Below are 20,113 nucleotides of genomic sequence, written 5' to 3'. Positions count from 1 at the left end.
GATTACAAATAAAACTTGTTTATAATAAAATTGAATGAGTAGAGATTATGAGAATAGGGAAAATTTCAGATAATGAAAAAATGATTAAAATTCAGGCTGAAATTTACTGCACAAACTGTGGAAAACAAGTTCCAGGAGGGCTAAAAACTGGAGAGAAATATTCTCAAACTAAGGAATTTGAAATAGAAATTAAAGAATTTAAAAAAAAATATCTTTGCGGAATATGTAGAGATAAGAAAAGACTAGATAATAATTAGAGCTCTTCTTCCTCTTCCCATTCTTCTTCTAAATCAGTTTTTGATTTTCGTAAGAACATGAATACAATTACACCAACCAGTAGAATTCCACCTATCACAATGTAAATCATCCACTCAGGTAATTCTAGATCTATAGCATCAAATACTTTTTCTGGGGCATCAACATTGACGGTGAAAGAATCTTTTCCTTCAGCATAACCTTCTGCAGTAGCAATAATTTCAAATGAAATATCTGGTCCTTCAAATGCAGTTAAACTAACAATGGCACTTCCATCAGAACTTGTTCGTACAACTTCTGGGGTGATTATTGCATCATCACCTGTTATAATTTTTAGAGATGCACCAGAAACTGAATCAGCATTTTCATCATCTACAAATAACCTAAACTCAAAAGGTTCATCAACTTTAATTTCACTAGCTAATCCACCTGTGAATATTTGTAATTGAGTTTGAGAAGATGCAGTAGTAATCAAATTTGATGTTCCATTTACACCCTTAGCACTTGCAGAAATCATAGAATTACCAATAGACCCAGTTGTTTTAATTGGGAATGTAGCATATGATGTACCCGTAGGAATTATAGAATCATCAATTATTTGTACAATAGAATCTACAGAGGATGTGATTTTGGATTTAACTGGAAGTTTTGGGATTACGGGATTTCCTTGTAAATCAACCAACTGAATAATTCCTATGTTCTGAGTATGTTCAGAATTTATTTTTGATAAAGGTAAGGTTACTTGTATTTTAGAAGAAGGCTGTGTGATGAATGTTTTAGTTCCCTTTAAATCAAAATTTGTTTTCTCGCCAATTGGCTCCACATTTAGAGTTACACGGGTTTCCTCTATTGCAACATCAAATGTATCACTACGTAATTGAGTAAAAGTAAAGGTTGCACCTTTTTCAATTTCAACAAGACCGTTGGTAGGAGTAACTAAATATTTTTCAGTTTCCTTCATCACTTTAGGTCTCTCATTTCCATCAAGTGCAATTAAAAATACATCAAAGAATCCATCTCGATCAAAAATTAAACTATCTTCCCCAGTAGGAGAAAATATCCTAACCTCTTTTTGCTCCAATGTGTTTATCACATTAGTGGTAAACGAGCCAGTTCCAACACCATTTACCGAAGTGGAAATGGTGACAGGTCCTGTTTTTTGTCCAGTCGAAATTTCAGTAGTTCCAAAAGAATATGAACTAGTTATTTTTCCACCATCTGTAATTTTTGCCAAATCAGCATCACTAGAAGTTATAGAAATTTGTTGAACATAGCCATCACTGTATTGATTTTCTTCTGCTTGAATAGGATAAAGCATTTCATCATCCATGCAATCAACAGAGTACAAAGTTCTATCCTCAAAATCTAAATTTGCATTACTCTCCACATCATCATCAGAACCACCACTCTCATCAGTTTCTTCGGCACATTCGGGATGAATTGTTATAGGTGAACCATCAGGACGAGTTCCATCATCATCATCGTCATCTTCGATTACAGATAATTGATATGTAAAATATGCAGATGAGTTACTTGGAATGTGTGTTAGCCCATAAACTCCAACTGTATGTTCATAATTTTTTATGTCAAACCCATAATCAAATACATGATTCATAGATTTTTTTATATTATTGATACCCTCTATTGAAGTTCCAACAGTTCTAAAAGTATCAGTTGCCGTACCATATCCAGGAGATGTTACACCAATCAAAATATCATTTTCAAGTAAATTTTGTAAGCTAAATTTTTCTTGAAGCAAATAACCAAATTGGCCTTTCTCAATCACTGGTTTTTCAGATTTTCCAAAATCAGCCAAAGTTTCACCAATTGGGTATTGTTCACTAGAAAAGAATTCTAATGGAATATCATCAGGAGTTTTTGTAGGATTGCCTTCAGAATCTACAACAGTTACAAAAATATTTAATTGTCTATCAATCTCTGCTGGAACAAGTTCGGGAAATATAGATAATTTGATTGCAGTTGGCAATGTAGAAGAAATTTTTACACTCTTTGCAACATCTAGTCCAGAATCTTCTTGTATTGCCCGCAAAAAGGTATTTCCTGTTCTTTCATGAGCAGACAATACACCCCAAGCATAGTATTGTCCTTGCTTTATTGTCAAAATTTCAGAATTAGGAGATGCTAAGGATTCCTCATGATCTAGTAAAATCTCAACATCATTTGGAGCCCTAACTATCACACCATCCATAGTTGTAAGATATACTGAAAAAGGCATTTCAGAGTTTACATGCATTTCAGATGTTGGTAAATTCAATTCTAAAATTAAATCATCAGGAAGATGACTTTCATCTGTCCCTACTTCGATTTTTTGAAATGTTGTTTTACCGTTTAAACTAGCAGTGATGGTAGTTTTACCAGATTTTTCACCAGTAATTACAGGAAAGGAAACATATTCTTCATTTGCTTTTAAAATTGCTTTTTTTGGAACTGAAGCAACTGAAGGATCATCGGAGTTTAGACTAACTGGTACATCATATGTAGAGGTTATTGGAACACCATGTTTACTTAGAACATAGAGATAACCAACTGGATGTTCAGCCATTCCACTCTCCAAATGATCTGGAGATATTGCAAGTTTAATTGAATAATCAGATAACGCTTCCAAGTTTTGTGCCGCAGCAGTATGTAAATTTCCAGCTAAAAGTAATGTTAACGCAAGTAGTATGATGGTTGGTTTTTTTGTGTTCATTTTTTTCTCCATTTTTCATTTTACTCCGTTGATTTTTCATAAAAATGAAAAAAGGGTGGAGTTATCCACTTAGTTGTCCAGCTACGACAGTTCCAACAAACACAGCACCATTAGCTGTAGTTAGTTTGATTTGTGCATCTCTACCAAATGAAACGTCTTGTTCCAATTCAAGTAGAAGTGTAGCTTGTTGACCTGGTTGTAGGATAGCAGTTGGGTTTTGTGATACATCTGCAACACCTAATGCAACTCCTCTTTCAAGAATTGTAAACTCATTTGCATCTAACCATGTGTTGGCTGCAAAGTCATCTAATGTTGCTGCGGTTGCATATGTGTATACACTACCTGCAAATCGTACTTCAGTTAATGCTGCTTGTGAAACACCTTGGTTTGTTACAAAGATTGCAACTCTTTCACCGGTCAAAAGACCATCATTTGCAGCACCAGAGAATACATTTGGAGTTGCTTGTTGATCAATTAAACCACCATCGTGTAATTGTAGGTTAGTCACATCAGTTGCGTCATATCCATTAATTTGGAGTGACTCAATTGTTGGGGCACCACTGATTTGTGCGGAACTAAAGAATCCTTGTGAGAACACAAAGACAATACTTCCACCAACGACTGCGATTGCTACCAAAAGAAGTGTTGCGATAACTGGAGCAACTGCTCTTCTTGAAGTCAATTTGTTTTGTTTTGACTGTAGTTTTGTCATTTCTGAATTTCTTAGAATTAAAAAAGGTGTTAAAGAGATCTTTGTTCAAAATGGACTACAATTGGATAGGGTGTGCGTATGTGTATGAAAATGAACAAAAAATTAACCATCAACTTGTAATACAATTTCATTTAATGGGCCTATAGAGAAATTTGAATCAGTGCTTCCTTGAGCCAACACATACATTATAAAAAGTTCATCTTCTGTGATATTGGGAGCACGTGCAGTAAAAGTAATTCTATCTGCCACATTATCACCATCACCTAAGAGATCATCAGTGATTCCAACAATTTGATGGGAACCGTCACCAAATTGAGTTACTAAAGGAGTACCCACAAATCCATTATCACTAACAACTGAAACTTCTGTCCAATCTTTTGGGACATTAATGATCAATTGTGCACCAGTATTGACGTAAGTATCTTCATCATCATCCATATCAGCAAAAATCATATCAAAAGTTTGGACACTATTAGGAGATATTCCTATACGTGTAGATTCAATATTGGCATCAAGTCGAGGATTAGAAATGTTATCAGTCAAAAATACATTAACGAGCGATGACGTCGTTCCAGACATGGTAGATTGGTAGCCAGATTTTCCAAAGGAACCAAAATCAGTAAATACAGAACCTTGAACAACTATAGATTCCAAAGATGAAGAGCCGCTAGGTTTTCCAGGCTCAATTTTGAGCAAAAAAGCCTGTGTAGAATTTTCAGGAATCGTTATAGGAGTAGAACTTTTCCACATTATTGCATTTTCATTAGGACAAGTCCAATTAGAATCAGGGCCAGTTACAGGATAAATTGGATTTGTATCACAAGAACCATCAAATATTTTATCATTATTGTTTGCACCAGGAGCAAATGCAGTAATTACAATTTTACTCACTTTCATAGGGGCATTAACAGGATTTACAACATTAACTCCCCAAATAGCTTGATCAGCAGTAGATTTTCCCTGAGAAGAAGGAATAATAAAAAACATCTGAGGTCGTGCAAGTAAATCATCATTTACAATATCAGGATCAGGAGTACCGCCACCTTCACCTGCCAATCTTAAGAGACTTGTATCTGAAGCAGTGTTACTACTTCCAACACCATCTCCAGTTGCAGCAGATGAAAAAGTTAGTTCATCTCCACTATCACCAGTTATTTGGAAATCCCAACTAAACAATACAGATGCTCCAGGATTAAGATTAGCAAATGCAGGGGTGGAAGGAGGGTTGGAAAGAGGATCAGGAGTGACAACAACTCCACCAGGTGCACTAAAGTCAAAATTGTAAGGTTGTACGTTGTAAATAGTATCAACAAGACCAGTATTAGTAGCCATCAATGCAACTGTAACATTTTTTCCAATTACAGGATCAGGGGGATCCGTAATTAATTCAACACGTAAATCAGAAGTAGCACCACCATTATTATCCATTTCAACTGTTTTGATTGTTCCTAATGCAGAAACAATTTTGATATCATAGGTGTCTGGAATCATTTCTAATGTCTGAGTCGAAACAACATTTGTAACAAAATTAGGAGGAACAAATGCATCATCGTAATTTATTGTGTATCTTTGTGTAGGTTGAGTAGGTAATGTTTTGTTTGTAATCCATATACTAGAAATTTCAACAGGATTTTGACCTTGATTGTTGATACTAAGATTTAAGATATCATTTGCATCAGTAGATGCAAAAACTCCAAAAGTTTCCTGTTGTTTTTTTATTTCAATATCTGAAACAATTCTTTGAGTTGTTACAATATCAGTTTGTGCATCCAAAGCTAAACTCAATACAGAAAATCCAGCAATCATTAAAACAGTGAAAAATAAAGCACCTACAACAGAGGATAATCCACGCCTATTTTTCGGTGAAAAAGGGAATTTGTTAACCATTATCGAGCATCACCAGATTCAATAAGGAATTCAACAGGATGAGTACCACCTGTATTGAGCAATATGGGAAGTCCTTTGTTTAGTTGAATGTCAGGGTTAGTTGAATCAAGTTTTATTAGAACATTAACAATCTTGCCATTTTCAATTTCAATATTATCAGTGTGTTGATTAGGATTATTTCCTGTTTCTAAAATTGAATACATTCCATCGCGAGGAAATTCACCACCAAGTAAATTTAGTGTAGAACCAGTTGTAGTAGGGTCCCATGAATATCGTTCACCGCTAATGAATACATCTTCCAAAAATATTGAATTTAGGCCGTTATTTTGAATTTGTATTACAATAAATTCAGTTCCGCCAAGTGCTGGAATAGTATCAGAATTTCCACTACAAGATAACCTACATAAATAAGAATTTGTTAAATTGTCTACTTCAGATAATGTCAGTAAATCAAATGAATCTCTAGTATCATATCCTAAAAGAAGTAAATTTAGTGATGAGGATTCAAGAGTAGAAACAGTTCCAAGATTACCAGATACAAATGCATCATTCATAAAATAAGTTAATGTGCTTGCACCAGTAACAGTAACAGCCATCAACATCATAGTACTAATTACATCTGCAACTCCACGTCTAGTCTTTAAACGAGATTTCTTTTTCTTTTCAATATTTTTTGACATCATTTAAATTTCCTATGTATTATATGGACTTGCAACTGTTGTGATGAAGTTACCTTTTGAAGTTGTTAATGATATTTTATACTCTGAATTAACATAATATGGATCATCCCAAGTATTGGAACCGATTGAAAGAATAATATCAGAATCATCAGATAAATCAAGAATAATTTTTTGATTGTCTTTTATTGCAACAGATTCATTTACATCAACCCATTCTGCAATTATTTCTTGTGTGTCAATTTTTAGAATAGTGATATTGGTGATAGTGGATTCGACAGTACCAATATTTGCCAAATCTATTTCCATATTATCAGTAAGAGGTTCAAATCTAACATGTTCAAAAATCACATCTTCTCGATGAATTTGATTTTTAGATTTTTCATGAAAAGAAAGGTCATAGGTAAATGCACTAATGCTATCCATACCATTAAACAAAATCACTGAACCTACAGAACTGACAATGCCAAGAATTACAACACTGCCAATAACTTGACTGACAGCACGTCGATTTTTTACAGGCATGAATGAGAAGACATTTTTCACTTTTTTCCACCCTTTTTTGATTTTAAATCAGATACTAGAGATTCAAAGGATGAACTAGCAGGTTTGGAATGATTTTGAGAATACCATTCAGAAACAAATTCTTCCACCCTAGTAAGAATCTGTGAGAAATCAGGCTCTGAAATTAGATGTATGCCATAATGTTTTGCAAGATTTTCAACCCCATCATTAATGCCAGATACAGTTACCAATACAGTATGAGTTGGATCAATATCCAATTTTGGAACAAGAATTGAATTCATGTCAGTTTGATCAATTCCATTATTTTGATTTTTGATAAAAATCAGGATTGATTCAGAACTGGTTTGACTTTTTGCATATATTGGGATATCATGCACATTTCCACTTTTTCCTTTAATCGATATGTTTAATTTTGCAGTGAAATTGAATCCTTCTAATAATTTTAACAATTCATCTTTAATTTGATTTGTATCAGAGTTAATTGAAATTTCAGAATTTTTCAATTTGTAGCTAAATGTAGTTACGAACTGACCAGAGTTAGTATCAAAATCATGTTCATGTTTTCTACAATGTAATTTAATTACAGCGTTATCAAATTTTTCTGAACAATCATCACATTGATACCACATTGCAGGTACACGTATTTCTTTTTCAAAATTTTTGATAAGTTTGTTACACGAAGGACAACTAGAATTACCACTATCAGTAAAATCAAAATTTGCACTCTCAGTAATATAACCACATTTCTTGTGTTCAAAAAGATTTAATTTCTCTACACTCATAGAATGGCATTTTGGACAATACAGTCGCATGCTAGATGAAAAGGTATCTGGATGAATTGGGCAAACAATCAATTTTTCATAAACTTTTTTTTCTAAAATTCCATCAGCAACTAAATCATCAAGACATGTAATGTTATCTTGAACTTCCCCAATCTTGGATAAAATTGGATAAAATAATCTACCTTCGTTATAATCAACAAAGGGTTTAATCGTCCTATCTTCAAGTTTTTGAACTTCTTGAATTAATTGTACTGCTTTATTGTTAGAGGGTTTAGGTAAATCAGTTTCAGATATAGGAAGAGATTCTTCAATGAGAGAATCCTCTATGATTAATTCATTTTTTGAATTTCCTTTAAAAATAGATGAAATATTATCAAACCCAGGCATTTTATGTTCAATTTTTGAGCCTGATTTCTCATCATTAGGCATAGATTTTTTTCTAAACATCAAATAAACACCTCACAAGATATGAAAATATCACTAACCATGGTAGATTTCTTAGCACATTGAAGAGTAAAAGGAAAAGGTTGTTCAAATGGACGAACAAGCGTTAAAACACATATCTTGTGCATAAAAAGTCGAAATTGAAATTCAATATTTTAAAAGATGGCCTATCAGTTATACAAAAAATACAAACAGTCAAAAAACCAGACCTCAAATTAGATAAAAAAATATCAAAAAATATTTCAAATGGAATGGATAATGAGATAAAAATCCCTCAATACATGACATTGTCAAAACTAGATTGGGACAATAATGATATCCATGCAGGCATTATAAAAGATCCAACAGCTAAAGGAGGTTTAAGATACCAAGTAATTGAACCAGTACTTTCAGAAAGAGACCAGAAAGCCTTTGAAATTATTAAAAAACTCCTCATGACAGAGCTTACTGTTTCTCTACACGACATAAAATCAAAGAAAGATGCGGAACGAAGATTAAAAAAGAAAATATCATCAATGATTAAAAAATATAGATTAAAAATTCCACCAAAAAATATAGCAAAAATAAATTATTTTGCTATAAGAGACTTTGTTCATCTTGGAAGAATCGAGCCATTGATGAGAGATCATATGATTGAAGAAATTAGTTGTGATGGAACAAATATTCCAATATACATTTGGCATAGAGAACATGAATCGATGCCAACAAACATCATTTATGAAAAAGAATCAGAATTAAATAATTTTTCAAGAAAAATGGCATATGTCTGTGGAAAACATGTATCCATGGCAGACCCAATTATTGATGCATCACTGCCAAATGGAAGTAGAATTAACTTAACTTTAGGTCATGAAATTACAAAAAGAGGAAGTACTTTTACAATTAGAAGATTCAGAGCAGACCCAATTACAGTGATTGATTTAATTAAATTTGGAACAATTTCAATAGATATTGCAGCCTATATGTGGTATTTGGCTGAAAAAAAATCTACCATGCTTGTTGCAGGAGGAACAGCAAGTGGAAAAACAACTGCATTAAATGCACTTGCCACATTCATCAGACCAGGAGAAAAAGTAGTCAGCATAGAAGATACTCAAGAGCTTAATCTCCCTCATGAAAACTGGATTCCAGCAGTCTCAAGACAAAATTTTACAGATACTCAAGTAGGCGAAATTAACCAATTTGATCTTCTAAGAGCAGCTCTAAGACAAAGACCAGACATTATCATCGTAGGAGAAACAAGAGGAAGAGAAGCATATACATTATTTCAAGCAATGGCAACAGGTCACGGTGGCTTTTCATCAATTCACGCAGATTCAGTTGACGCTACATTAACAAGATTAACTTCATCTCCAATGGATGTTCCAAAAGCACTAATTGCAAATAGTCTTGATTTGATTACACTTCAATTAAAAATCAGAGTAGGTGACAAATCGCTTAGAAGAGTAATTCAAGTTTCAGAAATTGATGGTATTGATGAAAACACGGGAGAAATTAAAACTCATGAAATTTTTAAATGGAACCCAAAAACTGATGCTCATGATTATGCAGGGAACAGTGTTCTATTTAGAAAATTAAAAGAGAGAGATGGAGATACAGAAGAAAAAATCAATTATGAATTAACAAAAAGAAGATTAGCTTTAGAATGGATGGTTAAAAATGACATTCGAGATCATAAAGAAGTATCATCAAATGTCATGGACTATTATGCTGACCCAGAGAGATACTATGAAAGAAAAAGATTAGAGGTTCAAGTTTGAAACTAGCAAGTAATAAACAAAAAAAGAAAATACAAGAAGAATCAGTCGGTCAGCTTCATGTATACAGCTACAAGTTACTAAATGATCATGTGAAATTTCTACATCCAAAATTAAGTTCTCTAGATAAAGCAATCAAACAAGCAATGATGCCAATACCATTTGAAGTGTATGTGTCAAGCATGGTATTTTTTAGTTTAATTGCAGGAGGATGTGGGGCAATAATGGGCATCATTGCAGCTCAATTTATCAACATACAACCAGCAAGTGTTGGAATGCTTCTTCCGTTGTTAAGTGGACTGATGCTTTTTGGAATGACATTTGGCATTTTACAAATGATTCCTGCCATCAGAGTAAAAAATAGATCAGCAAAATTAATTGAAGAAATTCCTCATTTTATTGGATACATGTCAACATTGGCCACGAGTGGTCTAACTTTGGAAGGAATTTTCAAAGCAATATCTAAAGAAGATACAGACGAAGACATCGTTAAAGATGCAAGATTCATCGTACGAAATATAGATATTTTAGGAATGGATTTGATTAGCGCTATCAAAGATCTAGTCCACAGGACTCCTTCTGGGCCATATTCCGAACTACTCGAAGGGGCAATTGTGACAGTTCAATCAGGAGGAGATCTCAAAGAATATTTCAATGCAACTGCAAAAGTTCAACTTGAAGAAAAAAAGATGCTCATGCAAAAAACTACAGAATCTTTAGGTAGTGTTGCAGAAATTTATACGATTTTACTAATTGTTTTTCCTTTACTTGCAGTAATTATGTTATCAATTATGGGCATCATGAGTCCAAGTCTAGCAGGATTTGATTTGTTAACATTGATGAACATTCTGACATTTGCAGTAATTCCACTTAGCGGTGTATTGATGCTTGTGATGATGGATACAATGGTGCCAAAGAGGTAGAAAAAATGGAAGTAGTAAAAAGAAAAGAAAGGAAAAGAAAGAGTGTAAAAAGGTTCAAAACATTAGAGCCAACTCAATCCATCTTTCAAAATAATATTTTAAAGACAATAACATTTTCTCTAGTTGCGTCAATTAGTGTACTTTCCATGAGTTTCTATTTTTCTGAATATTCAGATTCCACCACAATTAGAGATGTCGGATTAATCTTTGGTATAATGGTAGGAATAATTCCATTAACAATTCACCAATTAAAAGAAGTTCAAAGAAAAGATAACATTGATAGAAATCTGCCCGTATTTTTGTTGGCATTACTAAGCTCCGTTCAAAGTGGTGCAAATCTGATCAAGGCCATAGAGCAGGCAGGAGACAGAAATTTAGGAGCATTGACACCAGAATTAAAAAATCTCAGGGCAAATATCAGTTGGGGAACACCTATCGAGGAAGCTTTTGAGCATTTTGCTGAAAGAACCGGAACTAGAGTTGCAAGAAGAGTTACAGTACTATTAGAAATGGCAATGAAAATTGGAGGCGATGTTTCTGAAAATTTAGAGATGATTCAAAAACATGTTTCAGAAATGCAAAATATTGAAAAAAGTAGAAAATCAGCTTTAGCTCCTTACACTTACACAATTTACATTTCATTTGGAGTATTTTTGGCAGTTGCAGTTTTACTCACTACAAGCTTTTTTACAGAAATTGAAAAAGTTCAGGAAGGATTACTTGCATCAGGTAGTGGAACCGAAGGACTGTTTGGTTCATTAGCAAGTATGGAAATTGAAAAATTAGAATCAGCATTATTCAACATGGCAATCATCGAGGCACTCTTTGGAGGTCTAGCGGCGGGAAAAATAGGAGCGGGCTCATATGTTGCAGGAACAAAACACGTAGTTGCCATGATTGTCATCGCAGTAATTGCATTTAACATTCCAATGTAAAATACAAATCAGACATTTATTCCCAAAAATTGTTCTAAATGTTAACAAATACTCATAACATAGTAGGATAATAAAATGATAAACTGTAATTTTAAAAAAATACAATTTTTTTTTGTTTGTAATATTCCATACAACCACACGCTTTAGTTCTAATCGATCTTTTAGAAAGTACCAAAAATGGAAATGATACATTATGATAGACTGAGGAATTGTACGAAAGTACTAAATGCAATCATGAAAAATGAGCCTAGGGTAAAGAGGATGACAAAATAAAATGATGTCTTATCAAGAGCAAGTAACAGGAATTGCATCCGAACTAGAAGAAATTTTAGATTTAGATGATTTAGAAGCTAAAGTATATCTCAACTTACTTAGAGCAGGACCAATTACAGCAAGTGCACTTGCAAAAGAGCTTGACATTGACAGAGCAAGAATGTACAGAACAGTCGACAAGTTAGTAAGTAGAAATATTATTTCAACAACACTTTCTAGTCCTAAATTATGTATTGCAGCTGATCCTCATGATGCATTAAAGATTGCATTAGGGAAAAAAGAAGACGAGGTAAACAAAATAAAAAAATCAGGGGAAGCAATTATTGATAAAATTAATAATGAAATTACAACAAACCAAAGTAGTACAGTACCTACATTCAGAGTAGTTCAAGGAAGGCAAAATATCTATGCAGATATTGCTCAGTTAATTGAAAATTCTACAGGTATCACATACATAGCAACTACACTTGATGATGTATCAAGAATGTATCACAGTACCATTCCAGAAAAAATTAGTATTTGTGAAAAAAACGGGGGTAAAGTTAGATTACTTGTCGATATGAATGATCCAAAATTGGCACCATTTGTTAAAAGATTTAATGCTACTGAAACACGAATTGGAAAACTACCATCTAAAGGAAGAATGGTAGTGCAAGAAAATAAGAAAATGATAATGTCAGATTCTGCAGCATCCTCACAAAATGCAAGTGCTGATTCAGATTATTCCCTATGTACAAATTCATCAGAAATGGTCGACAATATTTTCACATTATGTTCATTCCTGTGGGATTCATCAAAGACACTCAAAACCATTGATGTGAAGAATTTTGTAAAGAAAACAAAAAGATAGAAAGTCATAATATTATACAAAAATAAGATATTCATAAAAATCGAGCCTAACTATTTAGAAATCGTTAAAAGGCACTAATTCCCAAAATTGGAAATGGCAATAGAAGTATTCGATGAAAGCAAGATGAGAGAGCTATCAGACGAAGATAGATTCAATGCTTGTGAGCAAATTTTGAAAAATGAAGAGGATGAGTCAAAACGTTGGGATGCAGTATGGCTAATCGGAGAATTGGCAGAAAACAAAACTGAAGAAGATCCAATGTTTAACAGAGTGGCAGACGTCATTGAATGGGTTATGAAACATGATAACAATGGAGTAGTAAAACATGAAGCATCATTTCAAATTGCAGCAAGAAACATGCGTTCAAAGATCCCAGTACTTATTGATGCAGCATTACACAGTGAGAGTGTTCTAACAAAACATGAATCAATCGAATCATTAGGATTGATGAGAGCTTTTGAGGTAGAAGATTTGATCAAAGAAGCACTTAAAGATCCAAGCACAGATGTTAGAGAAACTGCTGAATTTGTACTCAAAAGATTCGCCAGAATGAAAAATCAAGGCGAATACAAACCATACAATATTTTGTAATATTGTATAGATACAACTTTTTGTTTAAAAAATCAATTGGCATAGTGATATTAGTTTAACCCGGAATTAATTTAACTTAACAAATAATTCCTAAGGTATGAGAGATCCTGAAATTGATCCAAATGAAGTTCCAGAAGTAGTACCTGAAAAGATCAAGAGTCCATATAATTTTAAAATATTCATCATCATTGCAGCAATAGTAATTTCATTTCATGTTTTGATCAACTTTGCAATTTCAGAAGAGAATTCAGATTCCATCGCATCAGTATTTTCATTTCTTAATCCACTGATAGTTTCAGTGATTGGATTTTCCATAGCGATTAGATATAGAAAATCATTAATTTTTGGAAAATCATATGCTGCATTAGCGATTGGATATTTAGGATTATTTCTAGGCGAAGTTACCTACATGATATATGATATTGTTTTCAACATTGAACCTTTTCCATCAATTGCAGATGTCTTCTTTTTCATGTCATACCCTCTATTACTAGTTCATTTGATTCTGAATATCAAGTTCTTCACACCTAAAATTGGTCGTAAAGCAAAATTATGGGTAATAATTATGCCAATAGCAGTTCTAATAGGATATTCAATAATATCTACTACTCAAGCAGACATTAGCATTTTTGAATTTGATTTTTACTATGGGGTAATTTTTGTTTATTTTTCAACTTTGACATTAAGTTTTGCAGTACTCGGAGCCATAATTTTCAAAGAAGGAGTAATTGGAAAAGCATGGTTCCTACTAGTAATGGGAATTTTGTTTAACACAATTGGAGACACCTGGTATTACAATTTGGAATTATTTGGCAAATATGATCTATTGCACCCTGTTAACATGTTTTGGTATGCAGGTTATTGGTTAGTAATGTATGCTCTAGTAAAACACAAGAAAACACTTTAGGCCAAAAAATCAATTCAATCAAAAAGAGTTTAAGATAATTAATTAGAAATTTGAACAGTTTGTAAAATTGAACTTTCAGCTAACAAAGTCTTTTTGAGTTGTACTTTAACTGCAACATCATTTTTTATAATATCAACTTTAACATTATCAAATATGGTTTCATATTTTTTAACTTTCTTTCCATCATGAGCTAATTCAAATCCATTTGAAACAAGTAGTCCATTATTGATCAAAAAGTTGATTTTTCTATATCCAGATGTTTGTGGAATGTTACAAGTTTCCAAAATTTTAGCAATAATCAATGATTCATCCATTACAGATCCTAAGATTGCTTTTTTATCTTGATCAGCAAATGATTCCAAGAAAACTTTTGACAATTCAGGATCTTTTATTGAAATCCAATTAGATGTAGATTGTTTTGAGGATTCAACATCAACAATTTTTTGCAAGAATTTTTGTTCTAAACCATCAGCACCTGCACCAAAGAATTCTCTTAATACACTATCAAATTTATTGAAATTTTTAATTGCCTGAACTAAACCAAGACCATGTCTTTCCATTAATCTCTCTTCAATTTTGTGTAACGTTTCCTTACCTAAATTTTCCTCTATAGATTTTCTTAAAGATGGTACAAGTAGATTGTCTAAACCGTTTTCCATTATCAAGATTGATAATTATTAGATAATAAACAGTGTGTCAAAACAATTATGACAAACATTTCTTTTTATATCAAAAATAATTTATCACGATCTATATTCAATATTACATAACTGATCGATCACAAATTACTACATTGTAGTTAAATGTACAATCCTGTATGTATCGAAAATAACATACTAACTGATATCACCAAATTTGGAAATAAGATAACTGTAAATGAAAAGAACAGGCTTGATCTTAAAGGAGGTTAAAAAATGACCGCTCAAGAAAAACAAATGTTAAAAAAAACAGATAACGTATCAATTAGAATTGATTCGGATCTCAGTGGCAAGCTTCATGAGAAGTGTATAGAACAAAAAATTAGTTTGAATACACTCATCAATCATCTATTAGAAAAGCAAGTCAATTGGAATGAGTTAACTGCTCAGATGGGATGGATTCCAATGTTTAGATCAACATTTAGGGAATTATCAGACTCAATTTCAAAAGAAAGAATCGAAAAAATTGCAGAAACCACAGGTACATCAGATTTAAAAAATTCATTGAACTATCTTTACGGCTATGTAGATTTAGATTCAATTTTAGATTTGTTCAAAAAAAGATGTCTCAGTATGAATGTTCAATATAGAGAGATGGAAGTAAATGGTAAAAACAAAATTATCATTCAACATGATTTAGGTAAAAATTGGCCATTTTTTATCGTGGGACAGATGAATTCAATTCTAAATGAAATCGGGTATAGAATTTTGAATGACGAATACAATAAACAAGGATTTTCCTTTGAAATTGCCAAGATTGAGGAGATTTAAGAAGATCGTAAATTACGCCTAACATTCCCAGAAAATTGAGGATCCACCTATTAAGGATAATCTCATTTCCAAAAATGGGAATAAATGATACCAAAGGGCCTTTCGTTAAAAAAATCTAAGAATGGATATTATTTCATAATAATAGCTGCAGCATTATCTGCTCTTATTCATGTAATTTCAAAACCTATGCTTGAAAATTCAACACATTCAGTTGAAATCAACCCAATTGTAATGGCATTTTTGATATATTTTATCTGCGGAATATTCTTTACTCCACTTGCAAAAAAAACACATTCAATTTCCAAATTTGGGAAAAAAGATTGGATGTTTATGGGAATTATAGGAATTACAGAAGTTGCAGCATTAATCACGTATTTTTACGGATTATCAACATCGACTGCAGTAAATGCATCAATTTTCAGTAATAGTGAAATAATTTTTGCATTAGTAATTGCAATGTTAGTGTTTAAAGAAAAATTACGCATCAAAGAATGCATTCCATTTTCCATGATCATTATAGGAATGATGGTTATTCCAATTGGCAATGATTTAATTCATAATAATTTCACTCTAGGAAATATGGTCATAGGGGATTTGTTGATAATATTTTCAGGATTCTTGTATGCAGTAGATATCACATTATGTAAATACGTAGGAGACAGATTTGATGTTAAGCGAGTGACACAGATTGTTTCATTTGTTTGTGCAGCAGCAGCAATTTCAGTCATAGTACTATTTCAAATTCCAATGGATATAGACATAGCCCAGTTACCAGGAATTTTAGTAATGTCTATCCTAGGAACAGGTATGTCAACATTGTTTTTCTTAGTAGGTCTAAAATTGATAGGAGCAGTAAGAACGGTTTTGCTGTATTCTACAACGTCGGTATTCGGAGTATTATTTTCAGGAATAATATTGTCAGAGGCAATTACTGCATTGGATGTTATTTCACTCGTACTAGTTTTGGCAGGTATATTTTTGCTTAGAAACAGATTAGCTGAAGGAGAACATGATTCAGGTACAGAAGAAGAAATCATAGTAACAACGGCAAGGAAATCATCATCAATCAAACGTGGCAAATATGTGCCTAAAACATCAATCCCAAAGAAGATAGAAGAAAAGATTGTTTTCCATGGTTGGATTGGAGCAGGCTAACCATAAACATTCATTTTCAATATTGGATAATGTTAAAAAGTAATCATTATTTTTCCTTAAAAATAAAATAATCATAAAAAACTACTTGTAGTTAGGCATGAAAAATCAAGTATTTTTTCAAATGTAGTAATTTGTAATGAAATGTATACGATTGAACGATCAGTCTTTTAAGACAAAATCGATCATTTCCATTTATGGTAATTGTGGCAAATACTATGCAGTTAGGAACTTTCCCTGTGGATAAAACACATTATGAAGAAGTCAGAGATGCATTAGTAGGATTTGGATTAACTCCAAATCAAAGCAAAGTTTTCTTTTATTTAGGAAAAATAGGTGCCAAAACTGCATCAGATATTGCTAAAGCAGTTAATGTGCCAAGAAGTGAAACATATCATTTACTTACAGCACTACAAAACAAAGGAATTGTAGAAGCATCGTTTCAGCACCCAATTCAATTTACAGCATTACCAATAAAAAAAGCAATCAATCTTTTAATCAGTACAGAAACAGAACGACTTAACAAATTAAAAAAATCAGGTCCAGTGTTAGAAGAAATTTGGAAAAAGATTCCAGGTGCTGAAACAACTAATGAGGAAGATGAAGAAGAGAAATTCAAAGTACTACAAGGAGGAAATCAAGTCAATAGTAAAATTTTCGACATGATTCTAAATGCTAAAAAAGAGTGTAGGATTTTAGGTTCAGAAAAAGACTTTATGAAATTCTATCATGCAAATTTCCTTGATGCATTAGAAGAACATGATATTGATTACAAATTATTAACTCCAATTTCAAAAAAATCAAAATACATCTTTGAAGATATCGATAAATCAAAAATTAAGCAATTATGCTCTCATCAGTTAAAGAAAACCTATGCTTTTTGATAAAAGATGATGATGAAGTTTTATTCTTTATCAAAAACGAAGGTAACAATAAAGAGATGAGAGCAATTTGGACAAATTCAGAAACTATCATCTACTCCAAGGCATTATTGTTTAACAATATTTGGTCAAAAACAGATTCAACTGAGGTAGATACTAATGAGTAGATGTAGTTGTGGTTACAGTACAAAATGCAGAGATGAATTTTGTGCTCATTTAGCAAATACTTGGAACGACGTTAGAAACGTTCACGATTTAAAATTTTCAAACTAAAGTATCATCACTTACTTCAATTGGTTTTCTACCCATAAACCCCGAATCTTTTTCATGCCAGAATTTTATTTCAGTTTCACCATATTTCCAACAGAGCCACACTTCCTCATCAAATCTTTTTGAAGGAAAATCAAGTAAGCCTTGTTCTATACTTTTGACTACCACACCTGTATTTTCCAATATTTCAACAGATTCATAGAATTTTGTAATTGCAGAATTTAGTTTTTGTTTCAGATTCACATAAGATTCAAAAGAATTCGAAGTCGAGATGCTAATTTGTAATTCTTGCTCTATTTTCTTTACTTCGGCATTTTTTGCTAAAGCATACTCATATTTTTTTATCACATCAGGTAATGCAGAGTTTGCTTCATTGGTGGTAAAAAAAGAGAACATGTATCTTGTCAAAAAAGAGAGATTAAAAATCTTAGGTGCAGATTTATTAAGAAATCCAATTGACACTATTCATGAGTGAAGATCAACTAGAAGCATTAATCATTCAAGTTATCAATGGGGCAGTAACTACCATCCCATCATATTTAGACGAAATTAAAGCAAACAAAGAAGTACTAAAAGTGGAAAACCCACAAGAATTTGTTTATGGAATTGTTATGGGTATGGCATTAGGGATGGGAGGTGCAATTCTTAGTGCACAAAAAGAAACACCAACTGAAGAAGATCAAATGAAAATCAGAGAAATTGTTTACAAACACATTCCAGAGATAAGAGAACGAATTTTCGTTGATTGAATTTAACGATAAAGAAAAACAATTTCTAAATTCAATAGAAGAAGCACGGTTGGCTACATCACATGATGATATTCCACATGTTAAACCAGTATCATTTGTGTTCATAGATAATTCAATAGTTGTGGCAACAGATTACAAAACACGTACATTTTTGAATTTAAAATCAAATCCCAATGTAGGAATTGTAATAGATGTTTACAAGTCAGGAAATCATAAAGCAATATGCATTCAGGGAGATTGTGAAATTATTGAAAACGGAGAAGAATTCAAAAAAATATACGATATTTTTTATTCAAAATTTTCATGGGTTAGAAAAGATCCTTGGAAAGAGAATGAGGCACCATTTTTGAAAATTATTACAAAAAATAAAACCAGTTGGGGAATCAGTTAGAAGGCAATTTCTTGCTCAATCTGAGACAGCAGACCCTGAACTGAAATAGGTTTTCTCATAACAGCACGTATGCCCAAATTCAATAATTCCTGTTCTTGCATTGTACTCATCTCAAGTGCACTGACAATTACCACTTTGGATAACATTGTAGGGCGTCTATGTTTTAGGTCCAATAAAAAATCTACGCCACTATACTTTGGCATGCACATATCAAGTAAAATCAAATCATATTCTTTGTACACTGCCAATTCCAAACCGGCTCTACCATCAGAGACGCTATCAAAATCATAATTTTTAGTAGATAAAATATCTGCAAAAATCTGACTTATTTCAGGAACATCTTCAACATGAAGGATTTTCATACAATATGAAATAAGTTAAAACTGATAAAAACAAGTTTGCTCATTTGAACAAACTAGGAGATTTATGAATAAGGAACATAGTTTTTTCCTAACAGATAAAGATTGGAAATATGAACATTCAGTATGTCTAACAAAATAAAATGCTCACACATACTTGTCGAAAAACAAAATGAAGCTCTAACTATTTTGGAGAAGATCAAAAATGGTGAAAAATTCGGGAATTTGGCTAAAGAGTTCTCAACAGATACAGGCAGTGGAAAAAAAGAAGGGAATTTAGGCTATTTTACTAAAGGAATGATGGTCAAACCATTTGAAGAGGCAGCATTCAAACTTCAAGTTGGAGAGATCTCAGAACCAGTCAAATCAGAATTTGGATATCATATTATCAAAAGATTAGGATAGATTAGGAAGATTTTGATTCTTTGACCTTTTCAAAATCATAATTTATTTTTTCACTGATTTTTTTAAAATCTTCTTTTATCTCTTTGTGTAATTTTTTTTCTTTTTCAAGCAAATCCTTCATTTCTTTTGATTTGTCAGTATCAGACATACTGTAAGATTAAAAATAATAGTTTAGAAGATAATTATCAATTTACACACCTAAAAAACCA

General features: G+C 32.4%; 24 protein-coding genes. 14 read left to right on the top strand and 10 right to left on the bottom strand.

Going from position 1 to position 20,113, the window contains the following annotated elements; genetic code table 11:
- Positions 1–47: 47 nt before the first annotated feature.
- Positions 48–257 (top strand): hypothetical protein, encoded by a 210-nt coding sequence (locus tag C5F47_RS04045; protein ID WP_179361609.1) that lies wholly within the window; start codon positions 48–50, stop codon positions 255–257.
- Here C5F47_RS04045 and C5F47_RS04040 read toward each other — a convergent pair.
- The 6 genes from C5F47_RS04040 to C5F47_RS04015 form a co-directional block, all read right to left on the bottom strand.
- The gene (locus C5F47_RS04040; RefSeq protein ID WP_179361608.1) at positions 254–2,965 is read right to left on the bottom strand and encodes a hypothetical protein; all 2,712 of its coding nucleotides are present in this window, start codon (positions 2,963–2,965) and stop codon (positions 254–256) included. The genes C5F47_RS04045 and C5F47_RS04040 overlap by 4 nt on opposite strands.
- Positions 2,966–3,026: 61 nt before the next feature.
- Entirely contained in the window at positions 3,027–3,677 is a 651-nt protein-coding gene (locus C5F47_RS04035) for an archaellin/type IV pilin N-terminal domain-containing protein (protein WP_179361607.1), read from the bottom strand.
- 102 nt (positions 3,678–3,779) lie between these two features.
- Positions 3,780–5,564, bottom strand: coding sequence for a hypothetical protein (locus C5F47_RS04030; RefSeq protein ID WP_179361606.1), 1,785 nt, complete (start codon positions 5,562–5,564; stop codon positions 3,780–3,782).
- The gene (locus C5F47_RS04025; RefSeq protein ID WP_179361605.1) at positions 5,564–6,247 is read right to left on the bottom strand and encodes a hypothetical protein; all 684 of its coding nucleotides are present in this window, start codon (positions 6,245–6,247) and stop codon (positions 5,564–5,566) included. The genes C5F47_RS04030 and C5F47_RS04025 overlap by 1 nt, the downstream gene beginning before the upstream one ends.
- A gap of 9 nt (positions 6,248–6,256) precedes the next feature.
- A complete protein-coding gene (locus tag C5F47_RS04020) occupies positions 6,257–6,787 on the bottom strand; it encodes a hypothetical protein (RefSeq protein ID WP_246271196.1) in 531 nt (176 codons plus the stop codon).
- Entirely contained in the window at positions 6,784–7,995 is a 1,212-nt protein-coding gene (locus C5F47_RS04015; protein WP_179361604.1) for a TackOD1 domain-containing metal-binding protein, read from the bottom strand. Before C5F47_RS04015 ends, C5F47_RS04020 begins: the two co-directional genes overlap by 4 nt.
- A gap of 137 nt (positions 7,996–8,132) precedes the next feature.
- Between C5F47_RS04015 and C5F47_RS04010 the strand changes: the two genes are divergently transcribed.
- The 6 genes from C5F47_RS04010 to C5F47_RS03985 all read left to right on the top strand — a co-directional run bounded on the left by C5F47_RS04010 (position 8,133) and on the right by C5F47_RS03985 (position 14,228).
- Positions 8,133–9,752, top strand: a complete 1,620-nt coding sequence (locus tag C5F47_RS04010) for a type II/IV secretion system ATPase subunit (protein WP_179361603.1) — start codon at positions 8,133–8,135, stop codon at positions 9,750–9,752.
- On the top strand, positions 9,749–10,672 hold the full coding sequence (locus C5F47_RS04005; protein ID WP_179361602.1) for a type II secretion system F family protein: 924 nt from the start codon (positions 9,749–9,751) through the stop codon (positions 10,670–10,672). Before C5F47_RS04010 ends, C5F47_RS04005 begins: the two co-directional genes overlap by 4 nt.
- A gap of 5 nt (positions 10,673–10,677) precedes the next feature.
- Complete coding sequence (locus tag C5F47_RS04000; RefSeq protein WP_179361601.1) at positions 10,678–11,607, top strand: type II secretion system F family protein; 930 nt, start codon at positions 10,678–10,680, stop codon at positions 11,605–11,607.
- Between the two features lie 277 nt (positions 11,608–11,884).
- Positions 11,885–12,730, top strand: coding sequence for a TrmB family transcriptional regulator (locus C5F47_RS03995; protein WP_179361775.1), 846 nt, complete (start codon positions 11,885–11,887; stop codon positions 12,728–12,730).
- Positions 12,731–12,823: 93 nt separating this feature from the next.
- Positions 12,824–13,321, top strand: coding sequence for a HEAT repeat domain-containing protein (locus C5F47_RS03990; RefSeq protein WP_179361600.1), 498 nt, complete (start codon positions 12,824–12,826; stop codon positions 13,319–13,321).
- Positions 13,322–13,418: 97 nt separating this feature from the next.
- The gene (locus C5F47_RS03985; protein WP_179361599.1) at positions 13,419–14,228 is read left to right on the top strand and encodes a histidine kinase; all 810 of its coding nucleotides are present in this window, start codon (positions 13,419–13,421) and stop codon (positions 14,226–14,228) included.
- Positions 14,229–14,266: 38 nt separating this feature from the next.
- On the opposite strand, the gene C5F47_RS03980 is transcribed toward C5F47_RS03985, so the two are convergent.
- Positions 14,267–14,887 (bottom strand): transcriptional regulator, encoded by a 621-nt coding sequence (locus tag C5F47_RS03980; protein WP_179361598.1) that lies wholly within the window; start codon positions 14,885–14,887, stop codon positions 14,267–14,269.
- A 255-nt stretch (positions 14,888–15,142) separates the two neighbouring features.
- Between C5F47_RS03980 and C5F47_RS03975 the strand changes: the two genes are divergently transcribed.
- From C5F47_RS03975 to C5F47_RS09660, 4 genes are all read left to right on the top strand, one after another.
- On the top strand, positions 15,143–15,697 hold the full coding sequence (locus C5F47_RS03975; protein WP_179361597.1) for a hypothetical protein: 555 nt from the start codon (positions 15,143–15,145) through the stop codon (positions 15,695–15,697).
- An 84-nt stretch (positions 15,698–15,781) separates the two neighbouring features.
- Positions 15,782–16,852, top strand: coding sequence for a DMT family transporter (locus C5F47_RS03970; protein WP_179361596.1), 1,071 nt, complete (start codon positions 15,782–15,784; stop codon positions 16,850–16,852).
- 194 nt (positions 16,853–17,046) lie between these two features.
- Positions 17,047–17,733 carry a TrmB family transcriptional regulator gene (locus tag C5F47_RS03965; RefSeq protein WP_246271194.1) on the top strand — a complete coding sequence of 229 codons (687 nt, stop codon included), beginning with the start codon at positions 17,047–17,049 and terminating at the stop codon, positions 17,731–17,733.
- The gene (locus C5F47_RS09660) at positions 17,730–17,897 is read left to right on the top strand and encodes a hypothetical protein (protein WP_246271193.1); all 168 of its coding nucleotides are present in this window, start codon (positions 17,730–17,732) and stop codon (positions 17,895–17,897) included. The genes C5F47_RS03965 and C5F47_RS09660 overlap by 4 nt, the downstream gene beginning before the upstream one ends.
- A 97-nt stretch (positions 17,898–17,994) precedes the next feature.
- Here the strand turns inward: C5F47_RS09660 and C5F47_RS03960 are convergent, their stop codons facing one another.
- The gene (locus tag C5F47_RS03960; protein WP_179361595.1) at positions 17,995–18,396 is read right to left on the bottom strand and encodes a DUF2203 domain-containing protein; all 402 of its coding nucleotides are present in this window, start codon (positions 18,394–18,396) and stop codon (positions 17,995–17,997) included.
- Positions 18,397–18,467: 71 nt separating this feature from the next.
- On the opposite strand from C5F47_RS03960, the gene C5F47_RS03955 reads away from it, so the two are divergent.
- Positions 18,468–18,749: a hypothetical protein gene (locus C5F47_RS03955; protein ID WP_179361594.1), complete on the top strand. Its 282-nt coding sequence runs from the start codon at positions 18,468–18,470 to the stop codon at positions 18,747–18,749.
- On the top strand, positions 18,742–19,140 hold the full coding sequence (locus C5F47_RS03950; RefSeq protein ID WP_179361593.1) for a pyridoxamine 5'-phosphate oxidase family protein: 399 nt from the start codon (positions 18,742–18,744) through the stop codon (positions 19,138–19,140). The genes C5F47_RS03955 and C5F47_RS03950 overlap by 8 nt, the downstream gene beginning before the upstream one ends.
- Here the strand turns inward: C5F47_RS03950 and C5F47_RS03945 are convergent.
- Positions 19,137–19,502, bottom strand: coding sequence for a response regulator (locus C5F47_RS03945; protein ID WP_179361592.1), 366 nt, complete (start codon positions 19,500–19,502; stop codon positions 19,137–19,139). The two genes, C5F47_RS03950 and C5F47_RS03945, sit on opposite strands and share 4 nt — an antisense overlap.
- A 123-nt stretch (positions 19,503–19,625) precedes the next feature.
- Here C5F47_RS03945 and C5F47_RS03940 point away from each other — a divergent pair, with 123 nt between their 5' ends.
- Positions 19,626–19,904: a peptidylprolyl isomerase gene (locus tag C5F47_RS03940; RefSeq protein ID WP_179361591.1), complete on the top strand. Its 279-nt coding sequence runs from the start codon at positions 19,626–19,628 to the stop codon at positions 19,902–19,904.
- Between the two features lies 1 nt (position 19,905).
- On the opposite strand, the gene C5F47_RS03935 is transcribed toward C5F47_RS03940, so the two are convergent.
- Entirely contained in the window at positions 19,906–20,052 is a 147-nt protein-coding gene (locus tag C5F47_RS03935) for a hypothetical protein (protein WP_179361590.1), read from the bottom strand.
- Positions 20,053–20,113 lie beyond the last annotated feature (61 nt).

This window comes from Nitrosopumilus cobalaminigenes (assembly GCF_013407145.1).
GTDB classification, from domain to species: domain Archaea; phylum Thermoproteota; class Nitrososphaeria; order Nitrososphaerales; family Nitrosopumilaceae; genus Nitrosopumilus; species Nitrosopumilus cobalaminigenes.
This window is presented reverse-complemented; position numbering and strand designations above follow the sequence as displayed.